General features: G+C 63.2%; 12 protein-coding genes. 2 read left to right on the top strand and 10 right to left on the bottom strand.

Annotated elements, in window-relative coordinates; all coding sequences use genetic code 11:
• Window positions 1-13 precede the first annotated feature (13 nt).
• From AC1DD7_RS04435 to AC1DD7_RS04390, 10 genes are all read right to left on the bottom strand, one after another.
• Window positions 14-352, bottom strand: a complete 339-nt coding sequence (locus tag AC1DD7_RS04435) for a hypothetical protein (RefSeq protein ID WP_477513974.1) — start codon at window positions 350-352, stop codon at window positions 14-16.
• Between the two features lie 3 nt (window positions 353-355).
• Window positions 356-1,876, bottom strand: a complete 1,521-nt coding sequence (locus tag AC1DD7_RS04430) for a phage baseplate assembly protein V (protein WP_477513973.1) — start codon at window positions 1,874-1,876, stop codon at window positions 356-358.
• Window positions 1,877-1,889: 13 nt separating this feature from the next.
• Window positions 1,890-2,648 (bottom strand): CIS tube protein, encoded by a 759-nt coding sequence (locus tag AC1DD7_RS04425; RefSeq protein WP_477513972.1) that lies wholly within the window; start codon window positions 2,646-2,648, stop codon window positions 1,890-1,892.
• A 1,157-nt stretch (window positions 2,649-3,805) separates the two neighbouring features.
• The gene (locus AC1DD7_RS04420) at window positions 3,806-4,285 is read right to left on the bottom strand and encodes a phage tail protein (protein WP_159708998.1); all 480 of its coding nucleotides are present in this window, start codon (window positions 4,283-4,285) and stop codon (window positions 3,806-3,808) included.
• A gap of 1 nt (window position 4,286) precedes the next feature.
• Complete coding sequence (locus AC1DD7_RS04415) at window positions 4,287-5,711, bottom strand: phage tail sheath family protein (protein ID WP_477513971.1); 1,425 nt, start codon at window positions 5,709-5,711, stop codon at window positions 4,287-4,289.
• 37 nt (window positions 5,712-5,748) lie between these two features.
• Complete coding sequence (locus AC1DD7_RS04410; protein WP_477513970.1) at window positions 5,749-6,390, bottom strand: hypothetical protein; 642 nt, start codon at window positions 6,388-6,390, stop codon at window positions 5,749-5,751.
• A 154-nt stretch (window positions 6,391-6,544) separates the two neighbouring features.
• On the bottom strand, window positions 6,545-7,558 hold the full coding sequence (locus AC1DD7_RS04405) for a hydroxyacid dehydrogenase (protein ID WP_477513969.1): 1,014 nt from the start codon (window positions 7,556-7,558) through the stop codon (window positions 6,545-6,547).
• Entirely contained in the window at window positions 7,555-8,484 is a 930-nt protein-coding gene (locus AC1DD7_RS04400) for a carbohydrate ABC transporter permease (RefSeq protein WP_477513968.1), read from the bottom strand. The genes AC1DD7_RS04405 and AC1DD7_RS04400 overlap by 4 nt, the downstream gene beginning before the upstream one ends.
• On the bottom strand, window positions 8,481-9,413 hold the full coding sequence (locus AC1DD7_RS04395) for a carbohydrate ABC transporter permease (RefSeq protein WP_477513967.1): 933 nt from the start codon (window positions 9,411-9,413) through the stop codon (window positions 8,481-8,483). The genes AC1DD7_RS04400 and AC1DD7_RS04395 overlap by 4 nt, the downstream gene beginning before the upstream one ends.
• A 57-nt stretch (window positions 9,414-9,470) precedes the next feature.
• Window positions 9,471-10,784: an ABC transporter substrate-binding protein gene (locus AC1DD7_RS04390; protein ID WP_477513966.1), complete on the bottom strand. Its 1,314-nt coding sequence runs from the start codon at window positions 10,782-10,784 to the stop codon at window positions 9,471-9,473.
• Between the two features lie 290 nt (window positions 10,785-11,074).
• Between AC1DD7_RS04390 and AC1DD7_RS04385 the strand changes: the two genes are divergently transcribed.
• Both AC1DD7_RS04385 and AC1DD7_RS04380 read left to right on the top strand, forming a co-directional pair.
• Window positions 11,075-13,093: an NHL repeat-containing protein gene (locus AC1DD7_RS04385; protein WP_477513965.1), complete on the top strand. Its 2,019-nt coding sequence runs from the start codon at window positions 11,075-11,077 to the stop codon at window positions 13,091-13,093.
• A gap of 74 nt (window positions 13,094-13,167) precedes the next feature.
• A complete protein-coding gene (locus tag AC1DD7_RS04380) occupies window positions 13,168-14,244 on the top strand; it encodes a LacI family DNA-binding transcriptional regulator (RefSeq protein WP_477513964.1) in 1,077 nt (358 codons plus the stop codon).
• Window positions 14,245-14,288 lie beyond the last annotated feature (44 nt).

Below are 14,288 nucleotides of genomic sequence, written 5' to 3'. Positions count from 1 at the left end.
GACTGTCCCTTTTTCATGAGCCTGACCCCACCAACGTTTGCCCGGGCCGCCGCACGTTGTACTTCACGGCGCCCGGGGGCGTGCCGTCGGTGAAGCCCTCCACAGTGTCCAGGCAGACGGCCTTGGCCCCGATTCTGACGAAAGTTGAATAGCCTTTGGCGACCGGTAACGTCTTATTGCACGGCTTGATGTTGATGCCGATGTTCGGGCACATGCTGATATCCCTGCCTTGGGGATCGTTGTCCACCAACACCGGCGATCCTTTGACACGGACCCACTCCTGCGAGGGGACGTTCTCCACTTTGCCGTCATGCCCACACCGCAGGATGGCCTCCTTGACCAGAATCCTCATGGCTTAGGCCTCCTCGAAGTCGACGGATTTCGCACGGATTTTCATGGCTTTGCCCGGGGCTTCCAGCACCAGGTCCGTGGCAGCGGTGATGCGGAGCTTGTCCGGCCCCAGCTCCACCGACGAGCCGTGGCCGTCCGTGAAACTCACGGTTTGGGCACCGCCGTCGAGCACGATTTGTTGGCCGTCCGCACTGCGGAACGTGTAACGGCTCTCCCGGGGAGTGTTGACACGGTTGTCGGGCGTCTGTTCGCTGCCGTACAGGCCGCCGAGGATGATGGCCTGGGCCGGATCCGTGGCGGGAAGAAGCACCAGGACGTGATCGCCGGGCGCCGGCGGGCTGACCATCCCCTTGCCTGGACCGGCGGACGCCGTGAGCACGGGAGCCCACGCCGTCTGGAGATCCGGGTAAGCCGGCAGCTGCACACGGGCACGCCCCCGGGCATCGGGATCATCCACGTCCGTGATGATGCCGAGCGTGAAGACGTCCGGGCGTCGTTCCTGGACAGAGCTCGGTGGGCGGGTGGTAAGCGTGGTTTCGTAGCCCGTGCCGTCCAAACGGTGTGAGGCGCTCGCGATCAGGTACGTTCCCTCGATGGACGGCGCTACCCCCTTGATCCTCACGCGCCCACCCGCCCTGAGCCCGGGATTGCCCTCAGCCACGAACACTGCCGTGACCTGCCCGGCCATCCTGACATCCAGCTCGGACTGCGCCAATCCATTCGCCTCTTGGGTGGACTCGAGCACTTCGTTGTCTCGCCGGAGTTCGCCGCCTGCACCCACGCTGGCCAATGTTGGGTCGGCTGTGACGCGGGCTTTAGCGTCGCTGCTGCTCGTTTCGGCCTGGTGGACTGAAGCGTCCTCCGCACGCCAGCCGTTGATTGCTGCGGACGCGTAGGCGGGTTCCTGGCTGACCTCGATCTCTGCCGAATGCAGGGATGCCCCAAGGCTGAGCTCCAGCGGTTCGCCTTCGCCGTCGAGTCCTGTGAGCCTGAGGGCGCCGTCATGCACCACCGGGTAGGCGCCCACCCGGGCACTCTGTTCAACCAGGAGGCTCAGGTCCGTGCGGGCGCACTGGTACACCTGCCCGAGCTTCTCGCCGCCCCCCACTACATCCAGTCCGGTGCCCTCGCAGAGTTTTCTTGCCAATGCAGCAAGGTCGACGTCCTCGTGCAGCCTGGTGAATTGGCGCTTCCTCAGCCGGTGCAGGGCATCGTAGGCCCTGATGCGGATTTCCTGACCAAGGTTGGCTCCATAGCTGTACTCCACGACGGTCACCTCACCCACGAAGAGTGGGGTCCGATGACCGCCGAGCTCCACCCGCAGGGCATCACCGGGCGCGGGATCCACGCCACCCCTCGCCGCAGCAGTCCTGCCCGGACCGGGTCGCCAGCTGATGAGGCACTGGGCTGGCCTCGCGAGTGAACTGAGCACCTGGACGGACACTATCGCCGCCGTTTCGGCCGTGCTTAGTCTTCGCCGCCCTAGCGTGACGATGAGCTCGGGGAGGCCTTGGACTTGCCTCATGGTCCTTCACGCCTCATGGTGCTTCACCAACCGGCGGGACGGCGAGTGGCCCGCTGAAGTGCGCGGGGTCGTCGATGTCGTTGTACTCCAGGAGCAGCTTCCAGAGCAGCGGTGTCCCGAAGGCTTGAACGGAAAGCCGCCCCAACTCAGCCGGCGGCACCTCAGGAAGGAACTCGCCGCCGTCGGGCATTGCTGCTTCCCTGTCCGTGCTGCCATCGCCCGTGACCGCCAGCGTGTCTACGGGTGGGGCCGTCAGATCCACGGCAGGGAGCCGCTGGGCGAGCTCGTAATTCTCGCCGCCTTCCTCGTCGGCAGACTGGCCCACGCGAACAAAGACCATCCGCATCCAGGACCTGAGCGGTGAACCGTCCGGGGCGAAGCGGTCGAAGCGTTCCGCCACCTCGGTCACGATTCCCGGCACATTCCACGCACGACCCCACACAAACCGGACCGACGGCGGCCTCCGCTGGCGCTCCACTTCCGCGCTGTTCTCGGCGAGCGCCCAGATAGGCCTGGTCATTTGCCGCACATCCTGCACATGAAGCGACGCCGGCGCGAGGTCGACGTCGAAGAGCAGATCCAGCCTCAGCTCCGTGTGGCCGCCTCCCGTGAAGAGCAGGGGGTCGTCCGCCAGTCCGCTGCCGCTGAGTTTGCCGCCGGCACTTCTCCGGGGCTCCACACCGGCCGAGCGCTGCATCACCACCGTTTCCGGGTTGAGCAGGCAGCCAAGGTGTTCCCCGGTGTCCTCGATCAGGAAAGCGACACGTTCCATGTCAGACCGCCAAGTGTTCGTCTGTGAGGCGGGCTTGGCGGGCGATAGCTTCGGTCAGCGGGGTGGTTGCTGGGCTTGCCGTGGCGGTGGGAGTGGGCCGCGGGGCGAGCTCCGGCCAGTCTCCCTTGAGCGCTGGCGCGGGCGTGTGGGGCGTGTCCGCGCTGGGGCGGCCCTGGGGTTGTGGGGCCTGCTCTACGCCCCGATCTTGGGGTTTAGCAAGCAGAGTAGGCCCCGCAATGTGTGGTGATTCAGATCGATCCGTGCGAAGGCGCAGCATGGGGATGTCTTGTGGGGCCTGCTCTGCATCCCACTTCGGCCCGGAATCGCGCACATCAGGCCCCGCTACGTGGGTGGGGTTGTGTTGTGGGGCCTGCTCTGCGTCCCATGTTGGCCCGGAATCGCCCATATCGGGTCCCGCAACGTGGGTGGGGTTGTGTTGTGGGGCCTGCACTGGGCCCCATTGTGGTTTGGAAGCACGCATATCGGGCACCGCAACGTGGGGTGTCGACGAGCGATCAGGGCGAAGGCGCAGCAGGGGTATGCGTTGTGGAGTCTGTTGCGGGGCCCGCTCTGCGTCCGATGTTGGCCCGGAAGCACGCACAAGTGGCCCCGCAACGTGGGGTGTGGCGTTGGGGGTGTGTTGTTGGGCCTGCTCTGCGTCCCTTTTTGGTGACGAAGCACGCAGAGTGGCCCTCGCAACGAGGGCTGATTCAGATGGATTCGTGCGAAGGCGCAGCATGGGTATGTGTTGTGGGGCCTGCTCTGTGTCCGATGTTGGCCCCGAAGCACGCACATCTGGCCCCGCAACGATGGGTGTGGTGCTGGGGGCGGGTTGTGGGGCCGGCTTTGCGCCCCAAGAGCGTCCCCAGACACGCAGAGTGGGCCTCGCAACGGGAGGGGTGTTGGTGGGAGCGGCGGGAGGAACCAACCCGGCATTGCGCAGCAACTGAACCCAGTGCTCAGGTGCGCCTTCCACGTTCAGGCCGCGCGCCGGCGTCGGACTCTCCGACGAATCAGGCTCTGAAGGCGCCGACGCGCCCTCGACCGACATACCCCCGCCCGATGAGCCCGCACCCGGAGAACCCGACCCGCGATCCAGCCACGCAGCCACACCTCGCAAACGTTGCGCAGCCGCCCGGCGCCACGAAAACCCAGGCTCAGGCGACGGGAGCGCGGGCATCGTCGAGCTCCAGGCGGTCGTACGCGATGCTGAGGGATTCGATGGCGAGATCCTTGCCCAAGGCGTCAAGGGGTGCGCCGAACCAGTCGCACGGCCAGGCCCCCAGGAGGTTCCAGCGGCGGACTTCCACGGAGCCGGCATCGTTGAGCATCGCGATGGAGACGTTCCGGCGTTCCACTTTTCCGTCCACGGCTTTGAAGAGCCACTGCAGCATCTCGGTGGAGTCCGTGAGCCCGTACTTCAAAGTCACTGGGGTGTACTCCACTTGCCCGGGGATGACGCGGACTGTGCTGTTTTCGCCGCCGGAGCGGTAGAGGATTCGGTCGATTTTCAGGCCGAGGCCCTCCACTTTGGTGAAGTGGCCCTGAACCACGCCTTGGATGACGAGCTTGAAGTTGTAGGCCCGGTATGGGTCCACCACGTTGCCCGGTTGGGCGGCAGGTGTTGGGGTTGTCATGTCAGGCTCCTGCGCTCTCTGTCTCGCTGGTGTTGTCCGCCGACTGCATGAGCTTGAAGATCACAAACTCGGCCGGTTTCACAGGCGCGATCCCGATCAACGTGACTACTTGCCCGGCGTCGCGGACCTCTGGAGGGTTGGTTTCTTCGTCGCACTTCACGAAAAATGCCTGTTGAGGAGTAGTCCCGAGCAGGGCGCCGTCCCGCCACACGTTGGTCAGGAACGCCCCGATGTCGCGCCGGATCGACTTCCACAGCGTGTGATCGTTGGGCTCAAACACCACCCAGCGCGTCCCGTCCGCCACCGACTCCTTGATCATGTTGGTCAGGCGCCGCACATTCACGTAACGGTATTCGCTCGCTTCGGGAGCCTTGGTCCTGGCCCCCCAAATCCGGATGCCCTCGCCGGGGAAGTACCGGATGCAATTCACGCCCGCCGGGTTCAGGACCTCCTGCTCACCGCGGCTCACGCGCCGCACAAGATCGATCGCGCCCTGGATGGGCTCGTTGGCTGGCGCCTTGTGGACGCCGCGGGTCGCGTCAACTCGCGCCCACACGCCTGCAATATGGCCCGACGGCGGCTGCGTCACCTTTTTCCCTGACACGGGATCGATCATCACGATCCACGGGAAATACAGTGCTGTGTAACCGCCGGGGGATTGCGGGGCACCGAGGTCCTGCTGCTCGCTGGCTTCCGTATCCTGTTCAGCCGAGCGGCTCGCCGGGGGACGGGTTGAGTCGGGCCAGTCGGGGGCGTCGGAGGAGACCGAGGATGCAGACGACGGCGTGCTGTCGCTGGCTTCTGTCCCTCTTGGTTCTTCAGACGCGTCTTCGGCTTCGTCGGCGTCACCCGAGCCAGCGTCGCCACCCGAGTCAGCGTCCGCCGTCGTCCGTTCTTCTTCTGGGCCCGAATCCCGAGCACCCACCGGAACGCCGGACGTCGCGGCCTTGGTGAGTGCCCCGACGTCGTCTACTTTTTCCACCGTATCCAGGATGGCCATGCGGTCCTGGCGGAGCGGGTGTTCCACATGCGCCGCCAGTGCCGCGTAGGATTCAGCGTCCGCGAAGCCGGGGGCTGCCACCATGGAGATGTCGTCGACGGCCTCGAAAAGCGTGAGGCCCGTGGGCTTGGCGGCCGTGCCTGTGAGGCTGCCGTTGGCCCCGATGTTCACCACATAACAACGGCTCCCTCCGTTTGAGAAGAAGCCGTAAACAGCGTTTGAGAGCGGTGTGCCCGCCGTCGCGTTGCCGACATATTGGTCCACGAACTGGGTCCAGTTGTCCAGCACACGGAGCTCATCCACCAAGGCGTCCTGGTCCGGGGCCACGCCTACGAACGCTGCGATGCTGGTGTTGACCTGCCCGATGGCACGTGCGCCGCTGGGCACTTCCTGTACATAGACGCCTGGCGCCTGGTAGTTCGCCATGGTGCGCTCCCTTTCCTGCCCGCGGGTGTCCGCGGATTCATACCCACCGGATGATGACCGGCAGGCTGCTGGTGCTGGCCGAGACTTCCCTTTCGGTGCCGCTCACTGCTACGGCAAAGTGCTGGAGTTCATCCGCCGAGGCCAGGACCTCGAAGTGGCCGGTCGCATCGCTGACGACTGCCGTGGCGGAAGAATGGGCATGGATGTAGGCGTCGGGGATGCCTTTGTTGTGGACGTCCACGAGCCGTCCGTGGATTCGGCGGGCAACACCAGTCTTGGCAATGAGTGGCTCAAGGACTGGCGGTCCGGAAGGCTCTTCGAAGCGCAGCGCCACGGGGATCCGGACCAGGAACCCGAGCCCTTGCCTGATGGCTCCGGAGTACTCCTCGGGACGGAACTCGCCGGTGGAAACTACCGAGTACTGGCTGTGGCGTTCCACGGCCAGGAGCAGTTGCTCCATGTTGTCCAGTTGTTCGGGGCCATGGCATTCCACCGCCACTCGCAGTTCGAGGTCCAGGACCGGGCCATCGCGACGCGACCTTCCCACGCGGTTGAGCGTGACTGCATGGACGGTGACCGGAGCGTCAAGGGTGGGAACGACGGCGTCCGGGGAACCGTCGTCGAACCTTACGCGCTGGGGAGTGACGGCGTCAGAAAGTACCCCCAGTAGGTCGGTCAACGACGAACGCACATAGCCCACGGCAGAACCCAGAACTCGAAAGGTGACCAGAATTGCAACTGGGACTAGGTTACTCCCGCTGTTGCGTGTAGTCACTGGGGAATCAGGAGTAACTCCATTCGATTGAATGTGCAGGTGGGAATGCGGATGCGACTCACGCTGTGAAGGCGAGGTCCTTTGCTTGCAACCTGTGGAGGCATGGTTCGCCGCGGGAGATGCGCAGGGCTTCCTCGATGGTGCTGACAGCCATTCTTTCGAGTTCAGTCCCCAAGGATCCGGCAAGGTGCGGGGTGAGCAGGACATTCGGATGCGTGTAGAACCTGGATTCGGCGGGGAGCACCCATGGTGTGGTGACATCCAGGACAGTGAACAGGTCCCCCCTTTCAACCCGAGCCAGCAGCGCGTCCTGGTCCACCAGCTCGCCACGGGACGTGTTGATGAACGTGGCGCCGGGCTTGAGGGAATCCACCAGTCCCGCATGGATCAGATTGAATGTGGAGGGGAGCGACGGCGCGTGGAGACTCACGACGTCGCAGCTCGCCACCAGTCGGTCCAGGGTGGCACGCTCGACGCCGAGTTCTGCTGCCGCTGCATCGTCGAGGTAGGGATCGGCCACGACGAGCTGGACGTCGTAGGGCTGCAGGAGCCTGATGACGTGCTTGCCGATCTTCGAGGCCCCGATGATGCCCACACGCTTGCCGAAGTTGCCCATGTCCGGGAACACCTGGTCGGGCTCGACTTCGGTTTTTTCCGTATGCAGTTTCCGCGCGATCTGCAGGACCCTCTTGTTGGCCAGCAGGATCATGGCCACCGTATATTCAGCTACGGGGATGGCGTTGGCCTCAGCAGCTGTACTGACTTCGATGCCGCGGTCCCAGCATTCCGGGCCTACGTGATGCTTGACGGTTCCGCCGGCGTGCAGGACGTGGGTCAACCGTGGGGCGGCCGTCAAAGCGGCGGCATCGAGCCGCGGGCAGCCCCAGCCGGTGATGAGGATGTCCGTATCGGCCAGGAGTTTCAGGGAACGGGGAGATGTGAAGTCCTCCATAGGCTCCGGGCTCAACAACTGCAGTTCAGGAGCCAGGGACTCGAGTCGTCGTGCGGGAAAGACCCGGGATACGACACCGGGACCCATCGCCAGGGCGACGTTCAGTTTGCTGGTGGTCATTTGACGCTCCCTGCAGTGAGGCCGGACTTCCAGAAACGTTGGAGCATGATGAAGGCCACCAGCAGCGGAAGGATGGATAGCAGCGATCCCGTGATGACCATTGGAGTGAACTCCGGCTGCGGAACGGAGTAGCCCTGCCAGATGGAGATGCCCACGCTGACGGGCAGGAGTTTCTGGTCCTGGAGCATCACCAGCGGCAGCATGAAGTTGTTCCAGACACCCACGAACTGGAAGAGGGCGATGGTGATGTAGCCCGGCATCATCATGGGCAAGCCGAGCGAGAAGAAGGATCGGATGGGGCCGGCGCCATCCATGCGTGCGGCTTCCAGGGTTTCAGCCGGAACGTAGCTCTCGGAGTAGACCCGGGCCAGGTACACGCCGAAGGGGTTGCACAGCACCGGGATCAAGACAGCCCAGATGGTGTTGGTCATGCCCACCAGGGAGGCCAGAAGGTACATGGGCAGCACCGTGGCCGTGTTCGGAATCAGGACGCCTACCAACACGAACCCGAAGAGCGAGTCCTTCCAGCGGAACTGGAACTTATCGAACGCATAGCCTGCCATGACCGAAATCAGGCTGCCGAGGACAGCGCCAACGCCGGCATACATCACGGAGTTGCCCAGCCAGCGGAAGAAGAGGCCGCCGTCCTGGCGTGCCACCGCCGCGATGTTCTCAAACAGGGAGAAGTTCCCCAACGCGTAGGCACTGGTGCCGTACAGGTCTGACGCGTTCTTGGTGGAAGCGAACACCAGCCACAGAACAGGAACCACCATGTAGGCGGAGCCGATGATCAGCAACCCGTTGACCGTGAGCTTGCTGGCAAAGCCGCCACCGCAGTTGGAACTGCCGCGGTTGGAACGCGTGCGGCGTGGAGCTTGCTTGGAAGAAGGCGTGCTGGGCGGGCGGGAAAGGGTTGAGGTGCTCATGATTTGTTCATCCTGGAGCTAAGGCGGGTGACGGCCAGGGACAGGATTGCTGCCAGCCCGGCAATGATGATGGAGGCAGCCGCGGCCTGGTTGAGGTTGTGGCGGATGAAGGCCGCGTCATAGGCCCACAGGTTGGGAACCCAGGTGCTGGTGACTGATGCAGTGGCCTTGGAAATGATGGACGGCTCCGTGAACAACTGCAGGGTGCCAATAATGGTGAAGAGCATGATGACGCTCAGCGCCGGCAGGATGAGCGGAAACTTGATACTCACCGCCGCCCGGATCTCACCAGCGCCGTCCACACGGGCGGCTTCCAGGATTTCCCGCGGAACTGCCTGCAAAGCGGTGAACAGGATGATCACGTTGTAGCCGGTCCACTCCCACACGCCGATGTTCACGATGGACGGCAGCACCATGTGCGCATCAAGGAAGTTGATCTGGATACCGCCGCCCTGGATCGCCTGGACCAGGGGGCTGATGCCCGGAGTGTAGAGGTAGGCCCAGATGAGTGCGGCAATGACGCCGGGGACTGCGTGGGGCAGGAAAACGAGCAACTGGAACAATTTTCGGGCTTTGGCTACAGATGCATCCAAGAGAAGGGCAAAGACCACTGCGCCGCCCACCATGCAGGGAATGTAGATCAGGCAGTACAACCCAAGCCGGGCGATGCCTTCAACAAACGTTTCGGACTGGAAGACCTGCATGTAGTTCTCAAGCCCGACGAACACTGTCTTGGCTTCGCCGAAACCCAGGCCGGACTTCTGCTGCGAATGGAAGCTGAGCACCAGCGAGTATACAACCGGCGCGATCATGGCGATCGCGAAGACTGCGAAAAAGGGAACCAGGAACAGCGCGGCAGTCCGTCCGCCGGTTCCCGCAAGTGCACGGCCTTGGCGGCGCACTGTGGTGGTGAGGGCCTGGGTGGCCATGGGATTCTCCTAGCTTGCAGGGGGCCTCCGAAGAGGCCCCCGCTTGGTGGCTACTAGCTACTCTTTGACGGACAGGCCGGCCTGCTTCAGGCTGGAAACGGTAGCGTCCTGGGCGGTATCGACGGCGTCATGGATGGTGCCGCCGGTGGTCAGCTTTCCGTAAGCATCCTTGAGGGCAGTGTTGGTGATGTCCCAGTTGGGACCCCACTGCCAGCCCGGCGTGATGGTGCCGTAGGCCTTGTTGAAGACCTCGTAGATGTCGTTGCCGAAGTAGCTGGCGTCGTAGGCCTTCTGGGCGGTGGGCGTCAGGCCAGGGAAGGCAAGGAACGCCGAACCGGTGTTCCCGCGGGCCTTGATGGCTTCCTGATTGGTGGTGAGGAACTCCACGAACTTCGCCGCAGCCGCCGGATTCTTGCTGCTCTTGGTCACGTTGAAGCTGGATCCGCCGTAGAACGCGCCGGATTCGTTGCCCCAGCTGGGCAGTTCGGCAGCGATCCACTGTCCCTTCTGGCCGCTGGCTTCCGTGCGCTTCTGGATGCCGGTGGCACTCCAGTTCGCGCCGAGGACACCCACCACTGTGCTGTTAGCCAGGTCCAGACTCCATTCATCGCTGTAAGCCTGGGTGACCTTGACGATCTTCTGGTCGATCAATTTCTGCCAGTAAGAGGCCACCTTCTGAGTTGCTTCATCGTTAACCCCCACCTTCCAGCTGTCGCCTTCGGTGCCGAACCACTTGGCGCCCGCCTGCCAAGCCAGCCCGGCGCTTGCAGCTACCTCATTGGGGTTGAAGCTGGCGAGGTACGAGTCAGGCGCTACGGCCTTGAGCTTCTTGCCCGCCTGTTCGAAATCGTCCCAGGTTTTGGGGACCTCGACGCCGGCCTTCGCCAGCATGTCCTTGCGGTACCACATGAGCATGGGGGCGGCGTCGTACGGAAGTGCGTAGGTCTTGTCACCGAACTGGACCAGGGCCTTGGTCTCGTCCGAGAGCTTGTCCACCGTTTCGGCCTTGTTGATCAGGCCATCGAGCGGAATCACCTGGCTGTTGCTGACGAACTGCGGCAACTGGGGATACTCGATGGTTGCTACGTCCGGGCCGTTGCCAGCCGTGATGGCGGTGGATAGCTTTGCGTAGCCGCCATTCGCGCCGTTGGGGATGGTTTCGAAGCTGACCTTGATCTTGTCCTGGCTGGCGTTGAACGCTGCGGCCACTCTGTCCATTCCGGCCAATGAGGACCAGAAGGTGATGCTGCCTGAGGGCTCCTCGGTGGGAGTGGGGGCTGCGACCGGGCCGGGGCCAGTTCCGCAGGCCGCGAGCAGGAGAGTGCTGGCGGCCAAGCCGGCAACGCCTGCAAATAGGTAACGACGCTTCATGGTGTTCTCCTTTGAAGACTTGCGATGCGAAGGGAGGGCGTGTGGTTGGGGCCACACCGATGAACCCATGTAATCCGCAAGTTCGAACATCTTCAATGTTTCAAACAAATTCAAACATCGGCTGAAGCTGCTAACTCATGGCCTGAAAGAAGATTAGGACATTTGGGGAAAGAACTTCTGTTTGAACGAACAGAAAAGCTGGACGCTGTTCGTTTGGCGCTGCTATTAGTTCTGGATACCCCTCATTGGGCACCACCCAGAACAGCTACTACGTAAGAACAGGGATTCCCATGGAGAAATCGAATATCAGCAGGAGAGTTGTGCTGCAGGCCGGCGGAGTAGCCTCGATCGTGGCCGCCTTCGGAATGGCAGCCGGACAACCGGCGTCGGCCTCCAACTTTTTGGCGTCCAAGCCAAAGACGACGGAAATCCTGGACCTGGGGCCCGGCGTCGTACAGTTCTCGTTGATGAGCGGGCTGCTGGTGGGCGACACCCTCTACATTGGTTCGCGGAACCTGGACCCGGTACGCATCGTGGCGTTCCACGTCCCCACCGGCAAAGTCACCGGAGTGACCGAGCTTGAGAACGGCTATTCCATCCAAACCCTGGCCGCCGACGCGTCCGGCAGATACCTGTACGCCGGCGTGCTGCAGAACACCACGGGACCCAAGCCGAACCTGTTCCGATGGGACCTGACCAACCTGGGAACCAAGGCCACAGCGATCGGCCGCATTGGGGACCGCGACGTTCGTGACATGAGCGTGGCACCCAACGGACGCCTCTACGCGGTTGGCGGCGGCAGCGGCACGGCGCCGGCATTGTGGGAATACGATCCCGCCACCGGGCTGGTCACCAACCTGGGCGTTCCGGACGGCGGGGCCACCTTGGCCCGCGCAGTCGCGGCGACGGATTCGACCGTCTTCTTCGGTGCCGGCAGCACGCTCGGAGGTGGAGGCAGCGCCAGCCGCGCCTGTCTCTACGCGTACAGCCATACCACCAAGACCTTCACCAATGTCACGCCGGCCGAGATGGCTGCAGACCCCAGCATCCGGGACTTGGCGATCTTTGAAGACAAGCTGATGGTGAGCTCCGCGGCGTCCACCTCCACCTCCAAGATCGCCGCCATGAGCGTGGCCAATCCGTCCTCTTACGCAATCGCCGCGTCAGTCGGAAAGACAGCCAAGAACTTTGCCGCGATGGGGGACAAGGTCTATTTCGCCAATGAAACCGGCCTGCTGGCCTATTCTCTAGCGACGAATTCCATCGCGGCGGTGCCGTTTAACGGGCCGTCACTCGGCGAAATCTGGGGCGTGGACGCCCTGAACGGCAAACTTCTGGTCACCTCCGCGTTCGGTTTCGTCGCGGAAATCGACCCTTTTGCCGGAACGGCCAAGACCACGGACCTCGGCGAGGCCGGGGCGCCGTCGGACGCGCAGGAAGCCATGGGCCTGGCGGCCGGAGGCGGCCTGGTCTACGTCGGCGGCAACGGCGTTATCTCGCGCCGGTCGCTAAAGAACGGCCAAGTCACCAACATGGCCGTTCCCGGCGAAGCGAAAGACGCCGTGGTGGTGGATAACGTTCTCTACACTGGTCAGTACAGCTCCCAAGGCATTTGGAGCTACGACCCCCGCAGCGGCGAGCCCATCAGTCAGGTGGCCAAGTTCTCCTCCGAGCAAAACCGCCCGCTGGACGTTCACTGGGATGAGGTCAACAAGCTCGTGCTGGTGTGCGCGCAGGCGGACACTGAGGGCGGCGGTTCGCTGTGGACGTACGATCCGCGCACCGGAAAAACCGGGTTCTTCCTTAACCCCGTAGACGCCGTCCAGCTGGTCCGCGCGGTAACAGCGCACGACGGCGTTGCTTACCTTGGCGGCGGACGCCCCGGTACGGAGGGGCCCGGAACGGTCGTGGCATTCGACCCCGTAAGGGGCAAGGAACTGTGGCGCATCGATCCTGGACTCGGCGCTGGCGTCTCGGCCCTTGCCGTGCAGGGTCCCTTCCTTTATGGGATCGTGCGGACGGGGCGCGTTTTCGTTATTGACCTGCGGACACGCACTGTTGTGCACCAGGCGGACATTAGCTCTGTTTGCACCGGCTTTGCTGCGTTGGTGACCAATCGCGGCGCGGTTTACGGTGTGTCCGATACCAACGTCTTCCGCTTTGATTCCAAGACTTTCGAGCTGGTCACAGTAGTGGCCGACATCGACGGCGGCTGGTACAGCGGCTCGCACATCACCAACGACGAGGATGGTTATCTCTATACGATGCGCGGCCGGAACCTGGTGCGGATTGACGATCAGCCGCAGTAGTAGTTGCCCACAACGTTGTTTGTATTCGGTCATTTATGCTTGTTTGAACATTGGGATTCCGGAAGAGGATTGGCATGCTCAGCGGGGAACGCCACGAGAAGATACTCCGTGAATTGGAGCTGCGCGGGACCTTGACCGTCAACGAGTTCGCCGAGAAGAGCGGCCAATCCACCATGACCATCCGTCGCGATCTGACGCACCTCGCTGCCCAAGGTTTGTTGCGGCGTGTCCATGGCGGAGCGGTCCGGACGGTGGTGGAGCGGCCCGGTGACACTGTTCACCGGCGCCCCCGCCAGCCGCTCGCAACCCTGGGCCTCATCGTTCCGATCACCGGCTACTACTTCCCCGATGTCATTCGTGGCGCTGAAGCTGCAGCCCGGGCCTTGAATGCGCGGCTCATTCTTGGGGTTAGCAACTACTCTGCTGAAGACGAATACCGGCAACTTCAACGCATGGTGGCAAACTCCGTGGACGGGATACTGCTCGCGACTGCCGAGCCACTTGAAACCGGTTCACCGACGTTTGAGCTGTTGTCCGGGTTACGGGTCCCGGTGGTACTCGTGGAACGTTCAAGCCGGGTGTTCGAGTCCGTAATGTCCGATCACAGCTATGGTGCTGAGCTTGCCATCGAGCATCTTGCTTCCCTGGGTCACCGGAGGATCGGCCTGGCCATTGCAACGAGCCCCACGGCGCCCTGGCTCATTGAAAGTCACACACGCATGGTGGCGAAACTGGGCCTGGAGACCGACGCGCCAGTCCTTGAATATGTTCGATCCATGGGCGCGGGCAACAACCAGGAAGAGTTTGGTCAGTTCCTGGACGAGTGCCGCCGAACCGGCACGCATGCTGCGCTGGTGCTTCCTGACGAAGAAGCCATCACGCTGATCAACCTCGCCGAGGAAGCCGGCATGGACATCCCGGAGGACCTGGCAATTGTGGCCTACGACGACGAAGTAGCGGAGCTCGCGCCTGTTCCGCTGACGTCCATTGCACCGCCCAAACGCGACGTCGGGCATGCGGCTGTAACCATGTGCATGGAACGCCTCGCTGGCAAGACCGGGCCTTCACTGTCGCCTGCGCTTCGTCGCGTGAGCCTGGCCCCGAAGCTGATCATCCGCGAATCGACGGTGACGGGGGAGGATGAGGAGTAGGTGGGTTGCTCTGGGGCTGAATGTCAGTGGAGACCAATAGGGTT

Source organism: Paenarthrobacter sp. 10L412 (assembly GCF_056395565.1).
This window is presented reverse-complemented; position numbering and strand designations above follow the sequence as displayed.

Coding starts and splice junctions, on each gene's coding strand:
- AC1DD7_RS04435 (WP_477513974.1), bottom strand. CDS start 352: ATGAGGATTCTGGTCAAGGAGGCCATCCTGCGGTGTGGGCATGACGGC.
- AC1DD7_RS04430 (WP_477513973.1), bottom strand. CDS start 1,876: ATGAGGCAAGTCCAAGGCCTCCCCGAGCTCATCGTCACGCTAGGGCGG.
- AC1DD7_RS04425 (WP_477513972.1), bottom strand. CDS start 2,648: ATGGAACGTGTCGCTTTCCTGATCGAGGACACCGGGGAACACCTTGGC.
- AC1DD7_RS04420 (WP_159708998.1), bottom strand. CDS start 4,285: ATGACAACCCCAACACCTGCCGCCCAACCGGGCAACGTGGTGGACCCA.
- AC1DD7_RS04415 (WP_477513971.1), bottom strand. CDS start 5,711: ATGGCGAACTACCAGGCGCCAGGCGTCTATGTACAGGAAGTGCCCAGC.
- AC1DD7_RS04405 (WP_477513969.1), bottom strand. CDS start 7,558: ATGACCACCAGCAAACTGAACGTCGCCCTGGCGATGGGTCCCGGTGTC.
- AC1DD7_RS04400 (WP_477513968.1), bottom strand. CDS start 8,484: ATGAGCACCTCAACCCTTTCCCGCCCGCCCAGCACGCCTTCTTCCAAG.
- AC1DD7_RS04395 (WP_477513967.1), bottom strand. CDS start 9,413: ATGGCCACCCAGGCCCTCACCACCACAGTGCGCCGCCAAGGCCGTGCA.
- AC1DD7_RS04390 (WP_477513966.1), bottom strand. CDS start 10,784: ATGAAGCGTCGTTACCTATTTGCAGGCGTTGCCGGCTTGGCCGCCAGC.
- AC1DD7_RS04385 (WP_477513965.1), top strand. CDS start 11,075: ATGGAGAAATCGAATATCAGCAGGAGAGTTGTGCTGCAGGCCGGCGGA.
- AC1DD7_RS04380 (WP_477513964.1), top strand. CDS start 13,168: ATGCTCAGCGGGGAACGCCACGAGAAGATACTCCGTGAATTGGAGCTG.